We start from the raw sequence: 16,052 nt of genomic DNA on the forward strand, positions 1-16,052 counted from the left end.
GGGGCGGGGAGTGCTCGATGTCTGCTACTGGGAGGCTCGTCCATGGACGGACGCTCACACCTTTCATACGGAGGGTTCACACGGAGAGTAATGGTCGGTCCATAGTAAAGGACCAGCAAAGTCGATCGACGGGAAGGCCCGGATCAAGCCTATCGGCCCTCGCCCTCCCCCCCGCCTGCCCCCGAATGTGCGGAACAACGCACTCTCCCGCGCCCCGGCCGGTGCGGCCTTTGGACGACCCCGTGCCACAGGTCCCCGTGCGGGGCGGGGGCGGTCAGGGCAGGGGCTTGACCCAGCGGCGCCAGTGGTCCTCGCGGTGGTAGCCGGCCGCCTCCCACACCCGCTGAGCCCGCTCATTCACCTCCAGCACCATCGCGTCCCCCCGCCGCCCCCCGACCGCCGCGAACCTCCGCTCCGCCGCCGCCAGCAGCGCCGCCCCGATGCCCTGCCTCCGGTGGGCGGGGTGCACGGCGAGGCGGTAGAGGGAGCAGCGCCAGCCGTCCCACCCCGCGATCACCGACCCCACCACCCTCCCCGCGGACTCCGCCAGAATCAGCGCCTCCGGGTCCCGCGCGATGAGCCGGCCGACGCCGTCCAGGTCGTCCGTGATGCTCGTGCCCTCGGCGGCCTCCGCCCAGAGGGCGAGCACGGTTCCGGCCTCATCGGCCCGGGCGGTACGTATGCGCGGCTCAGTCATGATCCAGAGCCAAGCACGCCGCACCGCGCCCGTGCCACCGCCTTTCGGCGACGCCACCGGCTCAGCGCACGGCCGACGCGTACGCGGCGGCGTTCACCGAGGCCGTGAAGGCGTCCGCGTCCCACCACCCGCCCAGACGCGGAGCCAGCCACCCCGGCGCCCGCACCCGGAAATCCCCGGGCGCGAGCCGCCCCGCGCCCTCCGGAACCGCCCCCAGCAGCGGTGCCCCCGCCACCTCCGGAAGATCCAGCAGATTGCACCGGGCGGCGAGATCCGGCTCGGCCGGCCAGCTCCCCACCACCACCCCGAGCTGCTCGATCCCGCGCGCCCGCAGCGCCTCCCCGGTCAGCGCCACCGAGTTGAGCGTGCCGAGCCCGGCCGCGGCCACCACCAGCACCGGCGCCCCGAGCAGCCCGGCGGCGTCGGCGAGGGTGGCGCCCGCGCTGTCGAACCGTACGAGCAGCCCGCCCGCGCCCTCCACCAGCACCAGGTCGTACCGGTCGGCGAGGGAGCCGACCCGCTCGGCGATCTCCCGCGCCCCCACCCCCGGCAGCCCGGCGCGGCGCGCGGCGGCGGCGGGCGCCAGCGGCTCCCGGAACCGCGCCAGCTCCACCCCGTGCACCGCCCCGCCGAGCCTGCGCACCTCGTCGAGGTCCCCGGGCTCACCCCCGCCGACACCGGTCTGCGCGGGCTTCACCACGGCCACCCGGCGGCCCTGCGCGAGGGCCGCCACCGCGGCGGTGACCACGGTCTTCCCGATCTCGGTCCCGGTCCCGGAGACGATGATGACGGACATATGCCGCTTGCCTTTCGCTGGATGTGCCGCTTGTCTGGTTCACCGCGCGGGTGCGGCCCCGCCCGCCGCGGCCGACGGGGGGCTCAGCTCCGGTGCGAGGCCTCCGCCGCCGCGCACACGGCCTCGCACACCCGCGCCAGATCCGCGTCGCCCGTCACATAGGGCGGCATCGTGTAGACGAGATCGCGGAACGGCCGCAGCCACACCCCGGCCCGCACCGCCGCCTCCGTCGCCCGGACCATGTCCACCTCGCGGTCCAGCTGGACCACCCCGACACCGCCCAGCACCCGGACGTCCCGCACCCCCGGCAGTCCCCGGGCGGGCGCGAGCCCCTCCCGCAGCCCCGACTCCAGCCGCTTGACGTCCTGGGCCCACTCCCCGGCCAGCAGCAGATCGATGGAGGCGTTCGCCACGGCGGCGGCCAGCGGATTGCCCATGAACGTCGGGCCGTGCGCCAGCACCGGGACCTCGCCCCGGGAGATGCCCTCCGCCACCCCGGGGGTGCAGACGGTGGCTGCCAGCGAGAGATACCCGCCGGTCAGGGCCTTCCCCAGACACATCACATCCGGGCAGATCCCGGCCTGCTCCGCCGCGAAGAGCGTTCCGGTGCGGCCGAACCCCGTCGCGATCTCGTCGAGGATCAGCAGCACACCCCGCTCGTCGCAGATCTCCCGCAGCACCCGCAGATAGCGGGGGGAGTGGAACCGCATCCCGCCCGCGCCCTGCACCACCGGTTCCACGATCACCGCGGCCAGCTCATCGGCGTGGCGGGTGACCAGCTCCCGCAGCTGGTCCGCGTACGCCTCCTCGTACTCCTCGGGCGGCGCGTCCGCGAAGATCTGGCGGGGCAGCGCGCCCGACCAGAGCCGGTGCATCCCGCCGTCCGGGTCGCACACCGCCATGGGCTGCCAGGTGTCGCCGTGGTAGCCGCCGCGCCAGGTCAGCAGGCGCTGTTTGGCGGGCCGCCCGGCGGAGCGCCAGTACTGGAGACACATCTTGACCGCGACCTCGACCGCGACCGAGCCCGAGTCGCTCAGGAAGACATGGCGCAGCGGCTCGGGGGTGATCTCCACCAGCCGGGCCGCCAGCCGGACGGCGGGCTCATGGGTCAGCCCGCCGAACATCACATGGCTCATCCGCTCCAGCTGGCCGCGCGCCGCCTCATTGAGGACGGGGTGGTTGTAGCCGTGGATCGCCGACCACCACGACGACATGCCGTCGATCAGCTCGCGCCGCCCGTGGACGGGCTCCGCCAGCCGCAGCCGCACCCCCGACGCCGACTCCACGACCAGCGGATCGGCGCGGCCGGGCATGGGGCCGTACGGATGCCAGACATGGGCCCGGTCCAGCGCCACCAGCTCGGCGACGGAGCGGGACTCAGGCATTGGGCGCCAGCCCGGTGCCGGCGCCCCGGCGGCGCACGGTCACCAGATCCGTACGGGCGGCAGAGGGCTCCGCCGCGGCCCGCGCGGGCACCTCCTCCGTACCGTCCGGCCCGCTCACGCCCGGACCGTCCCCGCCGCACGCCCCGGCCTCCGCGCCCGCCGAGCCGCAGCCCGCCGGCGCCCGGTGCCCGGGCAGGGTGGTGGTGCCCGCGCCCTCCACCTCGAAGCCGGCGTCCGCGATCATGTCCAGATCGGCCTGGCCCGCCTGCCCCTCACTGGTCAGATAGTCACCCAGGAAGACCGAGTTGACCAGGTGCAGCGCCAGCGGCTGGAGCGAGCGCAGATGCACCTCGCGCCCGCCCGCGAGCCGTACCTCCACATCCGGGCAGACGAACCGCACCATCGCCAGAATCCGCAGACACCGCTGCGGGGTGAGGTTCCACTCCTTCGCCAGCGGAGTTCCCTCGAAGGGGATCAGAAAGTTCACCGGCACCGAGTCCGGGTCGAGTCCGCGCAGCGCGAAGACCACATCGACGAGGTCCTCGTCCTTCTCGCCCATCCCCGCGATCAGACCGGAGCAGGGCGAGAGTCCCGCGCCCCGGGCCCGTTGCACCGTCTCCACCCGGTCGGCGTAGGTGTGGGTGGTGGTGATGGCGCCGTAGGTCGACTCGGAGGTGTTGAGATTGTGGTTGTAGGCGTCCGCGCCGGCCTGCCGCAGCCGCTCCGCCTGGCCGTCGGAGAGCAGTCCGAGACAGGCGCAGACCTCGACCCCCTCGTTCTGCTCCTTGATCGCCTCGATGGTCTTCGAGACCCGGTCGACATCGCGGTCGGTCGGGCCGCGCCCGCTGGCGACCAGACAGACCCGCTTGGCGCCGCCCGCCACCCCGGCCGCCGCCGCCTCGGACGCCTCGTCCGGCTTCAGCCAGGTGTACTTGAGGATCTCCGCCTTCGAGCCGAGCCGCTGGGAGCAGTAGGAGCAGTCCTCCGGGCAGAGCCCCGACTTGAGATTGACGAGATAGTTGAGTTTCACCCGCCGCCCGAACCACTGGCGGCGCACCCGGCCCGCCGCGGCCACCACATCGAGCAGCTCGTCGTCGGAGGTCGCCAGTACGGCGAGTGCCTCTTCACGGGTCGGCAGCTCGCGCCGAAGCCCCTTCTCCACCAGCGTGTTCAGCAGGTCCATGGCGCCGATCCTGACGTACGGCGCGCCGGTTGGGAAAGGCGGAACCCCACAACAGACCATGGTCGAGGTGTGTGTATGACCACATTCGGTCCGGGGTCCGGCCCGGTTAGGGTCTGTGCGCTGCCTACAAAACGCCCCGGTCAACGGGGGCGGCGCACCCGGCGGTGCGGACCGTACCAGAGCACCGGAAGAGGACCTCATCACCATGACCCGGGACCCTTTCGAGTGGATCGAGGACGAATCCGGCCACCGCCGCCGGGCGGGTCTGGTGCGCACCCTGCGGCCCCGCGCGGCCGACTGCGGTCTGCTCGACCTGGCGGGCAACGACTACCTCGGGCTCTGCCGCCACCCGGAGGTCACCGCCGCGGCGGCCGACGCGGCCCACCGCTGGGGCGCGGGCGCGACCGGCTCCCGGCTCGTCACGGGCAGCACCGCCCTCCACGCCGAACTGGAGGAGGAGATCGCCGCGTTCTGCGGATTCGACGCGGCCCTGGTGCTCTCCTCCGGCTACGCGGCCAATCTCGCCGCGCTGACCGCGCTGACCACCCGGGACTCGCTGATCGTCTCCGACGCGGGAAATCACGCGTCGATCATTGACGGCTGCCGGCTCTCCCGCGCGCGGACGGAGATCACCGCGCACGCCGACGCGGAAGCGGTGCGCGGGGTGCTCGGTGCCCACGCCGGGCGGCGCGCCCTGGTGGTCACCGACGGGGTGTTCTCGGTGGACGGGGACGCCGCCCCGCTGGCCGCTCTCGCCGGTGTCTGCCGCGAGCGGGGCGCGGCCCTGCTCGTCGACGACGCGCACGGTCTGGGCGTACTCGGCGAGGGCGGCCGGGGAGCGCCGCACGCGGCGGGCATCGCGGGCGGCGCGGGCGTCGTCGCGACGCTCACCCTCTCCAAGTCGCTCGGCAGCCAGGGCGGGGTGGTCCTCGGCCCGGCCGCCGTGATCGACCATCTGGTCAACACCGCGCGCACCTTCATCTTCGACACGGGTCTGGCACCGGCCGCCGCCGGGGCCGCGCTGGCCGCGCTGCGCCTGCTGCGGCGCGAGCCGGAGCGCGCGGCCAGGGTGCGTACGGTCGCGATGGCCCTGCACCGGGGGCTGACGGAACGGGGCCTGACGTCCGTACGCCCCGACGCGGCCGTGGTCTCCGTGCGGGCGCCCTCGCCGGGCGCCGCGGTGGAGTGGGCCGCGAACTGCCGGGCCGCCGGTCTCGCCGTTGGCTGCTTCCGGCCCCCTTCGGTGCCGGACGGTGTCTCACGGGTGCGGCTGACGGCCCGGGCGGATCTGACCGATCAGCAGATCGCCCGGGCGGTGGCGGCGGTGGCCGGGGCCGCGCCGGTCAGCTGACGCTCTCGGTTCCCATGGCGGTGAGGAAGCGGCTCCACGCACGGGCGGAGAAGCGCAGCGGGCGCCGGCCCGTGTCCTTGGAGTCCCGTACGGCCAGGATGCCGTCCGGCGCCAGCAGGGCCGCCTCGACGCAGTTGTTCTTCGCCGTGCTGCGGCTGCTCCGCCGCCACACCAGACCTTCGGGCACGGGGTGTTCACGCATGAGGCCCTCCTAGGCGCCGCCTGCCAGGGCGGCGATCAGATCCAGGGATTCGACCGGTGGGAGCGCGCGCCTCTGCATCGTCGCGAAGGCGGCGCTGTACACCGCGAGATCCTCTGCCCGCTCCAGCGAGACGCTACGCGTCAAGTGGTCAAGAATGACCACATCCAGATCAGAGGTGCTCGGAAACGAGAAGATAACGAAAGATCCCGTCTGCCCCGCGTATCCGCCGGCGGAGAACGGCACCACCTGGAGCCGTACACAGGGCAGCTCCGACGCCGCGGCCAGCGCCCGCAGTTGCGCCCGCATCACCCCGGGGCCGCCCACCTCGCGCCGCAGCACCGCCTCGTCGAGCACCACACTCAGCGCGGGCGGCCTGGGGCCGCGCAGCACCTCCTGGCGGGCGATCCGCACCTCCGCGAGCGAGTCGACGGTCGCGTCGGGGAGATCCGCGAGCGTCGCCCGGGTCACCGCCCGGGCGTACTCGGCGGTCTGGAGCAGCCCCGGCACCGCCGAGGTCTCCACCGTGCGCACGGCGCGCGCCTGCGACTCCAGGCTGATGAAGTCGCGGTACTCGGCGGGCAGCAGCGACCGGTAGGCGTGCCACCAGCCGTCCCCGCCGCCGTCCGCGGCGTCCGCCAGGGCCTCCAGCAGCAGCCGGGGGCCGGGGTCGGCGACCCGGTACAGATCGAGCAGCAGCCGCACATCGCCCGCCTTCACCCCGCTGGCGCCGGTCTCGATCCGGCTCACCTTCGACTGGTGCCAGCCGGCCAGTTCCGCCGCGCCGCGGCTGGTGAGCCGGGCGGCCACCCGCGCTCTGCGGAGTTCCTCGCCGAGCCTGCGGCGGCGCACCGCCGGACCGTGGCGCATCGGGACTTCCTTCCGTCGATCCGTCGAACGCTGTCGGTTCGCCCGCGATCCAAGTGGGTGGAGCCGCCAAATCCGGTCCTTCGTGGCAGAGTTCACCGCATCGAGCGACAGATATATGCATATCTTGGGGGATCGCCCCTTCTGGGGAGGGGATGAGTGGCACTCTGGCGATCAGCGCAATCCGTGGCCGCCCGCGCAATCCCTCCGCTTCGAGTTCGGAGCCCGGCCGCGGTGGGAAAGGGACAGCGTCGCCATGGCAGACCTTCAGGAAGCCTCCGTCACCCTGCCGAGCGATCCCGCTTCGGTCTCCGTGGCACGGACATTCGTCGCCGACGTCGTCTCCGAGTGGGGCCTGCCGGCCGGGGGCGCGGCCGTGGAGACGATCCGGCTGATCGTCTCGGAGCTGGTGACCAATGCGGTCCAGCACACCTTCGGCCAGTCGCCCACCTTCACGGTGGACCTGGAGCTGGAGCGGGACGAGAGGCTGCGCATCGGGGTGACCGACAGTCACCCGCGCTGGCCCCAGCGGCTGCCCGCCGCCGTGCGGCAGGACAACGGCCGGGGAATGGTGATCGTCCGCGCGCTCACGGCGGAGAGCGGCGGCAGGCTCAGCGTCACACCCACCCGGGAGGGCGGGAAGACGGTCTGGATCGCCCTGCCGTGGCCGGCCGGGACGTCCGGCTGAGCGGCACCCGGCCTGCGCGGCAGGCCGGGCGTCGGGGCTCCCGCGTCCGGCGCGGGAGGCCAGGTCGTGGCCGCGACCTGGCTCCCCGGCCGGGCGGCGGGGCCCGGTGGCGGGCCGCCGGGGGTCCACCCGGCGGCCCGCACGGGCTCACTGCCGGTCCGTCAGCGCACCCGGCCGTACTTGACGCTCTTGCTCCAGATCTTGTCCAGCTTCACCCAGGACCCCTTCTTGGGCGAGTGCCAGATCTTTCCCTTACCGGCGTAGATGCCCACGTGGTAGACGTAGCCGCCGGAGTGGAAGAACACCAGGTCCCCGGCCTTGCGCCCGGAGGCCGACACGCGCTTGGTCTTGTTGTACTGCTGCTGGGCGGTGCGGGGCAGCTTCTTGCCCGCTCTCTTGTACGAGTAGAGCGTGAGCCCCGAGCAGTCGAAGCGGGACGGCCCCGTTCCTCCGTACCGGTAGGGCGCTCCCTTCTTGGAGGCCGCCACCTTGAGCGCCTTGCCCGCGTGGGACGTGGCGGCGTGCGCCTCGCTCGTGCCGCCCGGCACGAGCAGCGAACCGCCGAGGGCGGCGAGGGTGAGGGCCGATACGGCCCCCGCCCGGCTCATCAGAAACGGGACGTTTGTCTGCGCAGTCATGCGCAACCCTTCGTCAGCCGCCTGTGAAGGATGACCTGTCGGGTTCGGGCGGACGAAGGTGCCCGGCCGCGTGACGCGGCTTCACCCCGAGGGACGTCCGGACTTTCCGGCTGCCCCGTACTGCTCGGGTCCTCCACTCCTGCCGAAGCACTTCTATCGACCAGTCATCCGAAGCGGCGGCAGGACTCGGCGTCCGCTCGGACCGCCCCGCCGAGGTGACGGGGGCTTGTCGTCCCAGGGATCTTGACCCACGACATGGCGGAATTCCGAGCGGAAACGGCGTTATGTGAGTTTTAACACCCTTGGTCCGTTCAGGTGGACATGGCCTCCGGGCGGTCCGGCCCTCGACACCCGAGCATGCCCGCACCAGGGCCGGAATAGAGCATTCCGAGAGATTGGCCACGGTGATGCGCAACTCGACCGTAGTTGGCGCCGAGGCCACGAGTACATCAAAAGGAGTAGCTCGACCGTCACCCGTATGGCGGTTGACGAGGTTCCGCCGACCGCTCTGATTCGTCCGTTCCCGGGGGTTCACCGAGGGATGTACCGCTCACCGGTACTCGGCTCACCGGTTATTGGTTCGGTAAAGAAACAGCCGTACGGCCTGTTGCCGGTAGCACGTCAACCGCGAGGATCGCGGAGTACCCATGACAGAGAGGCAGTTCCAGGTGAGACGTACAGCGGTGTTCGGCGCGACCGGCACTCTGATGGCGGGCGCGCTCATAGCCGGGGCGATAGCCGCCCCGGTCGCCCAGGCCGAGGCCCGGCACTCAGGGGGGTCCGAGGCGCGCGGTGTCCAGATCGCGGCCGAACGCGCCGCCCGGCAGGGCATCGACTGGGCCGACTGTCCCGCCGACTGGGGACTCGCCAAGCCCATCCAGTGCGGCACGGTGACGGTTCCGCTCGACTACGCCCGCCCGAACGGCCGGCAGATCGAGCTGACCGTCGACCGCATCGGCAACACCGGCACCAAGGAGGAGCGCCAGGGCGCGCTCCTCTACAACCCCGGCGGCCCCGGCGGCTCGGGACTCCGCTTCCCCACCCGGGTCACCGGCAAGAACCCGCTCTGGGTGAACACCGCCAAGGCGTACGACTTCGTGGGCTTCGACCCGCGCGGCGTCGGCCGCTCCACCCCCATCTCCTGTGTCGACCCGCAGGAGTTCGTCAAGGCCCCCAAGGCCGACCCGGTCCCCGACAGCGAGGCCGACAAGCGCGCCCAGCGCGCACTCGCCGCCGCGTACGCGGACGGCTGCGCCGAGCGCAGCGGCTGGATGCTGCCGCACATGACCACCCCCAACACCGCCCGTGACCTCGATGTCATCCGGGCCGCCCTGGGCGAGCGGAAGCTCAACTTCCTGGGTGTCTCCTACGGCAGCTATCTGGGCGGGGTGTACGCGACCCTCTTCCCCGGCCATGTCCGCCGGATGGTCGTCGACAGTGTGGTGAATCCCTCACGGGAGAAGATCTGGTACCAGGCCAACCTGGACCAGGACGTCGCCTTCCAGATGCGCTGGGACGACTGGAAGAGCTGGATCGCCGCGAACGACGCCACCTACCGCCTCGGTGACACCCCCGAGAAGGTCGAGCGGCAGTGGCTCACCCTGCGCGCCGACGCCAAGCGCGCCCCGCTCGGCGGAGTCGTCGGCCCGGCCGAGCTGACCGGCTTCTTCCAGGGCGCGCCCTACTACGACTCCTCCTGGGCACCGGTCGCCCGGCTCTGGAGCAAGTACGTGGCCGGTGACACCCGGCCGCTGATCGACGCCGCGTCGCCGGATCTCTCCGACACCGCCGGCAACATCCGCTCCGAGAACAGCAACGCCGTCTACACGGCTGTCGAGTGCGCGGACGCCAAGTGGCCCACCAGCTGGAAGAAGTGGGACCGCGACAACACCCGGCTCCACCGCGACTACCCCTTCATGACCTGGGCCAACGCCTGGATGAACCTGCCGTGCGCGACCTGGTCCACCCAGCAGCACACCCCGGTGGACGTCAGGAGCGGCAAGGGCCTGCCGGGCGTGCTCATCGTGCAGGCCGAGCGGGACGCGGCCACCCCGGTCGCCGGCGCCTACGAGCTGCACAAGCGGCTCAAGGGCTCGCGGGTGATCCTGGAGAAGGGCGCCGGTTCGCACGGCGTCACCGGGATCGTCAACGCCTGTGTCAACCAGCGCGTCGACGCCTACCTCCTCAACGGGACCCTGGACAGCCGCAATGTGACGTGCGAGCCGCACGCCGCGCCGAAGCCGTAATCCTCCCCGCCGCACCCGGGACAGGGGCCGCCGTCACCGGCGGCCCCTGTGTCATGTCCCGTCCCGGGCGCTCTCCCGGCTTCCGTCCCGGCCCCCGTCCCGCTTCCGGCCGCGGCCCTTCCTCGCCTGTTCCAGCTCCGCCTTGACGTCCGCCGCGTACCGGTCCACGTACTCCTGTCCCGAGAGCCCGAGGATCGCGTACATGATCTCGTCGGTGATGGCCCGGATCACCGCCTTCTCGTTCTCCATGCCCGCGTACCGGGAGAACTCCAGCGGCTCCCCGAAACGCACGGTCACCCGCTTGATCTTCGGCCAGGTCTGGCCGGGCGGCTGGATCTCGAAGGTGCCGACCATCGCGCAGGGGATCACCGGCACCCCGGCCCGGAGCGCCATCACCGCCACCCCGACCTTGCCCTTGTAGAGCCGGCCGTCGTGCGAGCGGGTCCCCTCCGGATAGATCCCGAGCAGCTCGTCCCCGCTCAGCACCCCGAGCCCCTCACGGATCGCCGCCTGCCCCGCCTCCTTGCCGGAGCGGTCCACCGGGATCTGCCCCGCGCTGCGGAAGAACGCGGCGGTCAGCCGGCCCTTGACCCCCGGGCCGGTGAAGTACTCCGCCTTCGCCAGGAAGGTGATGCGCCGTCTGAGGATCGCGGGCATCAGAAAGTGGTCGGAGAAGGAGAGATGGTTCCCGGCGACGATGGCCGCGCCCTCCTCGGGGATGTGCTCCAGCCCTTCGATCCGGGGCCGGAACAGCAAGCGCAGCAGTGGCCCGAGAAGGACGTACTTGAGCACGTGGTAGAACACCGAGGGGTCTCCCTGCTGGGGTGAATCCGGGCGAGGGCTACGTTCCTCCAGGCGCGGGGGAAACTCAAGCAGGCCCGCGCCCCGGGCCGGGGCCGTCAGCGCGTCCGCTCCGCTCCCCACAGCGGGAGCGTCTCGAAGAAGGCCACCGCGTCCTCCCGCCAGTACGGCCGCCAGGACGCGGCCTCGGCCGACGCCGCCCGCGCGTACTCCCGTGTCCGGGAGCGGAGGGCGGCGTCGATGCCCCGGGCCCGGGCGAGGTCCCGGAGCCGTTCGACGGTCTCCGCCGGGCAGTGGGGATCGCCCAGGGCCGAGGTCACGGCGGAGTGCTCGGCGCCGGTGGTCCCGTCCAGAAGGGCGCGGACGGTGTAGGTGTGGCGCCCGTCGCGCAGATCCGTCCCGACGGGCTTGCCCGTGGTCTCCTCGTCGCCGAAGAGGTCCAGATAGTCGTCCCGCATCTGCTCGGCTATCCCCACCAGCACCGCGTACCGCCGCAGCCGCGCGTCATGGCGGGCCGGGTTCGCGCCGGCGGCGATCAGGCCCATCCGCAGCGGTGCCAGGATCGAGTAGCGGGCGGACTTGTACTCGGAGACGGTGTGCAGGAAGTCCTCGCCGGGCAGCGGGGGGAAGTCCCGCTCCAGATCGACGATCTGGCCCAGAACCGCGTCGGACGCCGCCCGGACCTGGACGTCGAGCATCGCCTGCCGCAGCGTGGACGGCAGCTCCGCGTCGAGCAGCACCCGCAGCGAGAGGAAGGCGGCGAGATCGCCCGCCAGGACCGTCAGTCCGAGGGCGGTCCCGGGGTGGCCGGGGAACTCCTCGCGGTACGCGTAGTACGCCGAGGGGCCGCCCCGGCGGACGGGGGAGTCGTCGATGAGGTCGTCGTGCACCAGTCCGTGGGTGTGCAGCAGCTCGACACTGAGCGCGGCGGCGTCCAGACCGGGGACGTCGTCATCGGTCACCAGCCGGGCCGCCTCGTGCAGAAACGCCACCCGCAGCCGCTTCCCGCCCCGCAGGGAGTGGTCCCGCAGCAGATCCAGACAGCGCGGGGTGAACCGGGAGAGGCCGGGGGCGTCCAGGGACTCCCGCAGTCCGTCGAAGTACGCCGCGAACAGCGCGTCGAACCGGCGCCGGTAGCCGGCCACCCGCTCCCGGGTCCGGGCGGCGGCGTCGGTGGCGGCTCCGGTGGCGGTGCCGCCGGCGGCCCCGGTGCCGGAGCCGGTCCCGCCGGTACCGGCACCGGTGTCGATGCCGGTGCCGGCACCGGTGTCGTCGGTGTGTGTCACGGTGTCCCTTCTCTCCTCTCGGGCCGCTTCGCGCGGGCCGCACCGATGGTAGTGGGGGAGGGATCATCCTTTCCGGCGCTTGTCCCGTCCCGGCCCCGACCGCGCTGTGTTGCGGACGGCTCCACCCCGGGTCACGCTGGTCAGTGACCCGAAAGCGACAAGGGGTCACTCTCCGCACTCGGGGACCCTGTGGCCGACGAGAGGACCCGGTCGCGGTGAGGAGCCACGGTCATGCAGATTCAGGCCGCCTGCCGGTACGTCGTGGAGGTACGGGCATCCATCGAGCGGATTCCGCAGATCCGGCGCATTCTCGCGGCGCATCTGCGGTACTGGAGGCTCGAATCGCATATCGTGCCCGTCTGCCGGGCGGTCGACGAGCTGATCGGCAATGTCGTCCGGCATGTGCCCGGGGACAAGACCTGTGTGGTGGAGCTGCGCCGGACCGGCCGCCGTCTCACCGTCTCGGTCGCCGACAGCGGTCGCGCGCTGCCCCGGCTGACCAGCTCCTGCCCGCCGAGGGGCGGGCTCGCCGCGGTCGCGCTGCTCAGCGACAGCTGGGGCACCTGCGCCACCGCCACCGGCAAGGTCATCTGGTTCAGCCGCCGGGTGAAGCGGGCCGAACGGACGCCGCTGACCTCCCCGGCGCCGGGAAGCCCCGCGCCGGAGACCCGGCCGCTGCCCGCCGCCGTACCGGCCCGCCAGGGGCCGGGAACGGCGCCGGGCGCGCTGTCAGGTGCGCTGTGAGGTGACCACCCCGATCGTCACCAGGCCGAGCACCACCCAGCCGAACCAGAGCCAGCCATTGCTGCCGAGTGCCGCGGTGTACGCGGTCACGACCACCAGGGTCGAGACCGTGAGCACGCCCATCGCCTTCGTCGAACCGGACATATGCGCCCTCCTGGGCCGCTGTGGCCGCTGAAGGTCATCGTCACCCGGAGACCCCGGTTCGCGCTACCGGCCGCGCGCTTCGAGCGAGGCGAGATAGGCGTTGTACGCCGCCAGCTCCTTGTCGCCGTCCCGGTCGGCCGCCCGGTCGGTCCGGCGCGCCTGGCGCTGCTCGGAGCCGTACCACTGGAAGACCAGCGCGATCAGCACCAGCACCGAGGGAATCTCGCTGAACGCCCAGGCGATCCCGCCCGCCGCGTTCTGGTCGGCCAGCGCGTCGATGCCCAGGGACGCCGGCGGGCTGGCGTAGGCGCCGACCATCGGCTCACTCGCCATCATCAGCGCGATGCCGAAGAAAGCGTGGAACGGCATGCCCGCGAACAGCTCCAGCATCCGCATCACATAGCCGGGCCGGTGCGGCCCCGGGTCCACTCCCATGATCGGCCAGAAGAAGACCAGACCGGTGGCGAGGAAGTGCACCATCATCGCGATATGGCCGGGCTTCGACTCCATCAGGAGATCGAAGAGAGGGGTGAAGTAGAGCCCGTACAGACTCGCGATGAAGAGCGGGATGGTGAAGGCGGGGTGGGTCACGATCTTCATATAGCGGCTCTGGAGCAGGGCGAGCAGCAGCTCGCGCGGCCCCGTGCGGCCCCGCCCCGCGACCGGCAGTGCCCGCAGCGCCAGGGTGACCGGTGCCCCCAGCAGCAGCAGAATGGGGGAGACCATGCTGATGATCATGTGCTGCACCATGTGCACGCTAAACATGACCATGCCGTAGTCATTGAGCTTGGTGCACATCGCGAGCGCCACGGTCAGCACACCGGCGACGAAGAAGAGGGTGCGGCCCGGCTGCCAGGCGTCGCCGCGCCGGCGCAGCCGCAGGACCCCCCATCCGTACAGCGCCAGCGCCAGCAGACAGCCGGTCAGAAAGAACGCGTCCGGCGAGAACTCCAGCCCCCGCCCCAGCGTGAACGGCGGCAGGTCCATCGACGTGCCGTGCCCGCTGTGATCCATCCGCCGGCTCCTGTTTCGTCCTGGTTGTGCGGCTTGCCGGAACCAGACTAGAGCCGCCCCCGGCCGCGATCACGACCGGGGGCGGTTCCGCGCGGTTCACCGCCGCCGGGGGCTCACACCACGCACTGGGCCTCGGCGTACCGCTCGGCCGGGACGGTCTTCAGCGTCTCCACGGCGTGGGCCAGCGGCACCATCACGATCTCCGTGCCGCGCAGCGCGGTCAGCATGCCGAACTCGCCCCGGTGCGCCGCCTCCACCGCGTGCCAGCCGAAGCGGGTGGCGAGCACCCTGTCGTACGCGGTCGGGGTGCCGCCGCGCTGCACATGGCCGAGGATCACCGGCCGCGCCTCCTTGCCGAGGCGCTCCTCCAGCTCCACGGAGAGCTGGCGGGCGACCCCGGCGAAGCGCTCGTGGCCGTAGACGTCCTTGCCGCCCTCGTCCCAGCGCATCGAGCCCTCGACGGGCTTGGCGCCCTCGGCGACCACCACGATCGCGAACCGCTTGCCCGCCTCGAACCGCGCGCCGACCCGCTTCGCCAGCGCGCCGATGTCGAAGGGCCGCTCGGGCACGACGATCGCGTGCGCCCCGGCCGCCATGCCGGAGTGCAGGGCGATCCAGCCGGTGTGCCGGCCCATGACCTCCACGATCAGCACCCGCTGGTGGGACTCGGCGGTGGTCTTCAGCCGGTCCAGCGCCTCGGTGGCGACCCCCACGGCGGTGTCGAAGCCGAAGGTGACATCGGTCGACGCGATGTCGTTGTCGATGGTCTTGGGCACCCCGACGATCGGCAGACCGCCCTCGGAGAGCAGATGGGCCGCCTTGAGCGTGCCCTCGCCGCCGATCGGGATGATCGCGTCGAGCCCCAGGTCGGCGACGTGCCCCAGGGCGCGCTCCACCCCGCCGCGGAGATCCTCGGGGCGGACCCGGGAGGAGCCGAGGATGGTGCCGCCCCGGGCGAGAATGCCGCTCACGGCGTCCAGGTCGAGCTTGCGGTAGTCGCACTCCAGCAGGCCCCGCCAGCCGTCGTGGAAGCCGATGACCTCGTCACCGTGGTCGACGACAGCGCGATGCACGACGGAGCGGATGACGGCGTTCAGGCCGGGGCAGTCGCCGCCGGAGGTGAGCACACCAATGCGCATTGCCCGAAATACCTTTGCAACGTGGGCCGACTCCCGGACCACGTCGTCCGGCTGGTTTTCCGTCACCCTACCGGCGGTCGGTGGCGGGAACCGAATGGGGCGTCCCATCAGATGGGACGCCCCGGGAGCCCTCGGCGGGCCGGCCTCAGGCGGGCTGGGTCGCCGCGGCGATGCGCTCGTCGCGCAGCGCCTCGTACCAGCGGTCGTCCGTCGGCGGCAGCGCGTTGACATCGAGCGCCAGCTTCAGCAGCAGATCCGCGATCTGCGGGTTCCGGGCCATGACCGGGCCGTGCATGTACGTGCCGAAGATGGTGCCGTTGTACGCGCCCTCGGTGCCGTCGCCGGTGCCGTTGCCCCGGCCGATGAGGGTCCGGGCGAAGGGGCGGGCGGTGGGGCCGAGGTGGGTGACGCCCTGGTGGTTCTCGAAACCGGTCAGCTGCGGCAGCCCGAAACGGGGGTCGATATCGGCCAGTACGTCACCGACGCACCGCTCGCCCTCGCCCCGGGTGGAGACCACGTCGATCAGCCCGAGGCCGGGCTCGCGCTCACCGAGGTCGTTGATGAACTCCTGGCCCAGGATCTGGTAGCCGGCGCAGACCGAGAAGATGATCGCGCCGTTGGAGGCGGCCCGGGCGAGCCCCCCGTCCCGGCGCAGCCGCTCGGCGGCCAGCCGCTGCGGGCGGTCCTCGCCGCCGCCGATCAGATAGATGTCGCCCGACGTCGGGATCGGCTGGTCGCTGCGCACGTCGACCCGCTGCACATCGAGCCCGCGCTGCCGGGCCCGGCGCTCCACGACCAGGGCGTTCCCCTGGTCGCCATAGGTGCTGAGCAGGTCCGGGTAGACCCAGACCAGACGCAGACTGCTGTCGCTCAT

Annotated in this window: 17 protein-coding genes and 1 riboswitch; of the genes, 4 read left to right on the top strand and 13 right to left on the bottom strand. The window is 72.3% G+C overall.

What is annotated here, in order from left to right; all coding sequences use genetic code 11:
- Nucleotides 1-274 precede the first annotated feature (274 nt).
- The 4 genes from ACWCRA_RS26655 to bioB all read right to left on the bottom strand — a co-directional run bounded on the left by ACWCRA_RS26655 (nt 275) and on the right by bioB (nt 4,061).
- Nucleotides 275-697 (bottom strand): GNAT family N-acetyltransferase, encoded by a 423-nt coding sequence (locus ACWCRA_RS26655; protein ID WP_351552395.1) that lies wholly within the window; start codon nt 695-697, stop codon nt 275-277.
- Nucleotides 698-758: 61 nt separating this feature from the next.
- The gene (gene bioD / locus ACWCRA_RS26660; protein WP_351552393.1) at nt 759-1,493 is read right to left on the bottom strand and encodes a dethiobiotin synthase; all 735 of its coding nucleotides are present in this window, start codon (nt 1,491-1,493) and stop codon (nt 759-761) included.
- Between the two features lie 83 nt (nt 1,494-1,576).
- On the bottom strand, nt 1,577-2,878 hold the full coding sequence (locus ACWCRA_RS26665) for an adenosylmethionine--8-amino-7-oxononanoate transaminase (RefSeq protein WP_351552390.1): 1,302 nt from the start codon (nt 2,876-2,878) through the stop codon (nt 1,577-1,579).
- Nucleotides 2,871-4,061 (bottom strand): biotin synthase BioB, encoded by a 1,191-nt coding sequence (bioB, locus tag ACWCRA_RS26670; RefSeq protein WP_451068777.1) that lies wholly within the window; start codon nt 4,059-4,061, stop codon nt 2,871-2,873. The genes ACWCRA_RS26665 and bioB overlap by 8 nt, the downstream gene beginning before the upstream one ends.
- Before the next feature lie 205 nt (nt 4,062-4,266).
- On the opposite strand from bioB, the gene ACWCRA_RS26675 reads away from it, so the two are divergent.
- Complete coding sequence (locus ACWCRA_RS26675) at nt 4,267-5,412, top strand: 8-amino-7-oxononanoate synthase (protein WP_451068778.1); 1,146 nt, start codon at nt 4,267-4,269, stop codon at nt 5,410-5,412.
- Here ACWCRA_RS26675 and ACWCRA_RS26680 read toward each other — a convergent pair.
- On the bottom strand, nt 5,405-5,614 hold the full coding sequence (locus ACWCRA_RS26680; RefSeq protein ID WP_351552381.1) for a DUF397 domain-containing protein: 210 nt from the start codon (nt 5,612-5,614) through the stop codon (nt 5,405-5,407). The genes ACWCRA_RS26675 and ACWCRA_RS26680 overlap by 8 nt on opposite strands.
- Before the next feature lie 9 nt (nt 5,615-5,623).
- Nucleotides 5,624-6,481, bottom strand: coding sequence for a helix-turn-helix domain-containing protein (locus ACWCRA_RS26685; protein ID WP_451068779.1), 858 nt, complete (start codon nt 6,479-6,481; stop codon nt 5,624-5,626).
- 253 nt (nt 6,482-6,734) lie between these two features.
- On the opposite strand from ACWCRA_RS26685, the gene ACWCRA_RS26690 reads away from it, so the two are divergent.
- Nucleotides 6,735-7,166, top strand: a complete 432-nt coding sequence (locus ACWCRA_RS26690) for an ATP-binding protein (RefSeq protein ID WP_351552375.1) — start codon at nt 6,735-6,737, stop codon at nt 7,164-7,166.
- A gap of 161 nt (nt 7,167-7,327) precedes the next feature.
- On the opposite strand, the gene ACWCRA_RS26695 is transcribed toward ACWCRA_RS26690, so the two are convergent.
- Nucleotides 7,328-7,804 carry a C40 family peptidase gene (locus ACWCRA_RS26695; RefSeq protein WP_351552372.1) on the bottom strand — a complete coding sequence of 159 codons (477 nt, stop codon included), beginning with the start codon at nt 7,802-7,804 and terminating at the stop codon, nt 7,328-7,330.
- 3 nt (nt 7,805-7,807) lie between these two features.
- Nucleotides 7,808-7,964: riboswitch (cyclic di-AMP (ydaO/yuaA leader) on the bottom strand.
- A gap of 487 nt (nt 7,965-8,451) precedes the next feature.
- Between ACWCRA_RS26695 and ACWCRA_RS26700 the strand changes: the two genes are divergently transcribed.
- The gene (locus tag ACWCRA_RS26700) at nt 8,452-10,050 is read left to right on the top strand and encodes an alpha/beta hydrolase (protein ID WP_351552369.1); all 1,599 of its coding nucleotides are present in this window, start codon (nt 8,452-8,454) and stop codon (nt 10,048-10,050) included.
- A 51-nt stretch (nt 10,051-10,101) separates the two neighbouring features.
- On the opposite strand, the gene ACWCRA_RS26705 is transcribed toward ACWCRA_RS26700, so the two are convergent.
- Entirely contained in the window at nt 10,102-10,854 is a 753-nt protein-coding gene (locus tag ACWCRA_RS26705) for a lysophospholipid acyltransferase family protein (protein WP_451068780.1), read from the bottom strand.
- Between the two features lie 95 nt (nt 10,855-10,949).
- Nucleotides 10,950-11,996 carry a polyprenyl synthetase family protein gene (locus ACWCRA_RS26710; RefSeq protein WP_351552446.1) on the bottom strand — a complete coding sequence of 349 codons (1,047 nt, stop codon included), beginning with the start codon at nt 11,994-11,996 and terminating at the stop codon, nt 10,950-10,952.
- A 372-nt stretch (nt 11,997-12,368) separates the two neighbouring features.
- Here ACWCRA_RS26710 and ACWCRA_RS26715 point away from each other — a divergent pair, with 372 nt between their 5' ends.
- Nucleotides 12,369-12,881: an ATP-binding protein gene (locus tag ACWCRA_RS26715; protein ID WP_451068781.1), complete on the top strand. Its 513-nt coding sequence runs from the start codon at nt 12,369-12,371 to the stop codon at nt 12,879-12,881.
- On the opposite strand, the gene ACWCRA_RS26720 is transcribed toward ACWCRA_RS26715, so the two are convergent.
- From ACWCRA_RS26720 to ACWCRA_RS26735, 4 genes are all read right to left on the bottom strand, one after another.
- Nucleotides 12,867-13,025, bottom strand: coding sequence for a hypothetical protein (locus tag ACWCRA_RS26720; RefSeq protein WP_351552360.1), 159 nt, complete (start codon nt 13,023-13,025; stop codon nt 12,867-12,869). The two genes, ACWCRA_RS26715 and ACWCRA_RS26720, sit on opposite strands and share 15 nt — an antisense overlap.
- A 63-nt stretch (nt 13,026-13,088) precedes the next feature.
- The gene (locus tag ACWCRA_RS26725) at nt 13,089-14,039 is read right to left on the bottom strand and encodes a cytochrome c oxidase assembly protein (RefSeq protein ID WP_351552357.1); all 951 of its coding nucleotides are present in this window, start codon (nt 14,037-14,039) and stop codon (nt 13,089-13,091) included.
- A gap of 113 nt (nt 14,040-14,152) precedes the next feature.
- Entirely contained in the window at nt 14,153-15,178 is a 1,026-nt protein-coding gene (locus ACWCRA_RS26730; protein WP_351552354.1) for a 6-phosphofructokinase, read from the bottom strand.
- Nucleotides 15,179-15,323: 145 nt separating this feature from the next.
- Nucleotides 15,324-16,052 carry a type 1 glutamine amidotransferase gene (locus ACWCRA_RS26735; RefSeq protein ID WP_351552351.1) on the bottom strand — a complete coding sequence of 243 codons (729 nt, stop codon included), beginning with the start codon at nt 16,050-16,052 and terminating at the stop codon, nt 15,324-15,326.

Source organism: Streptomyces sp. NPDC001889, assembly GCF_053594535.1.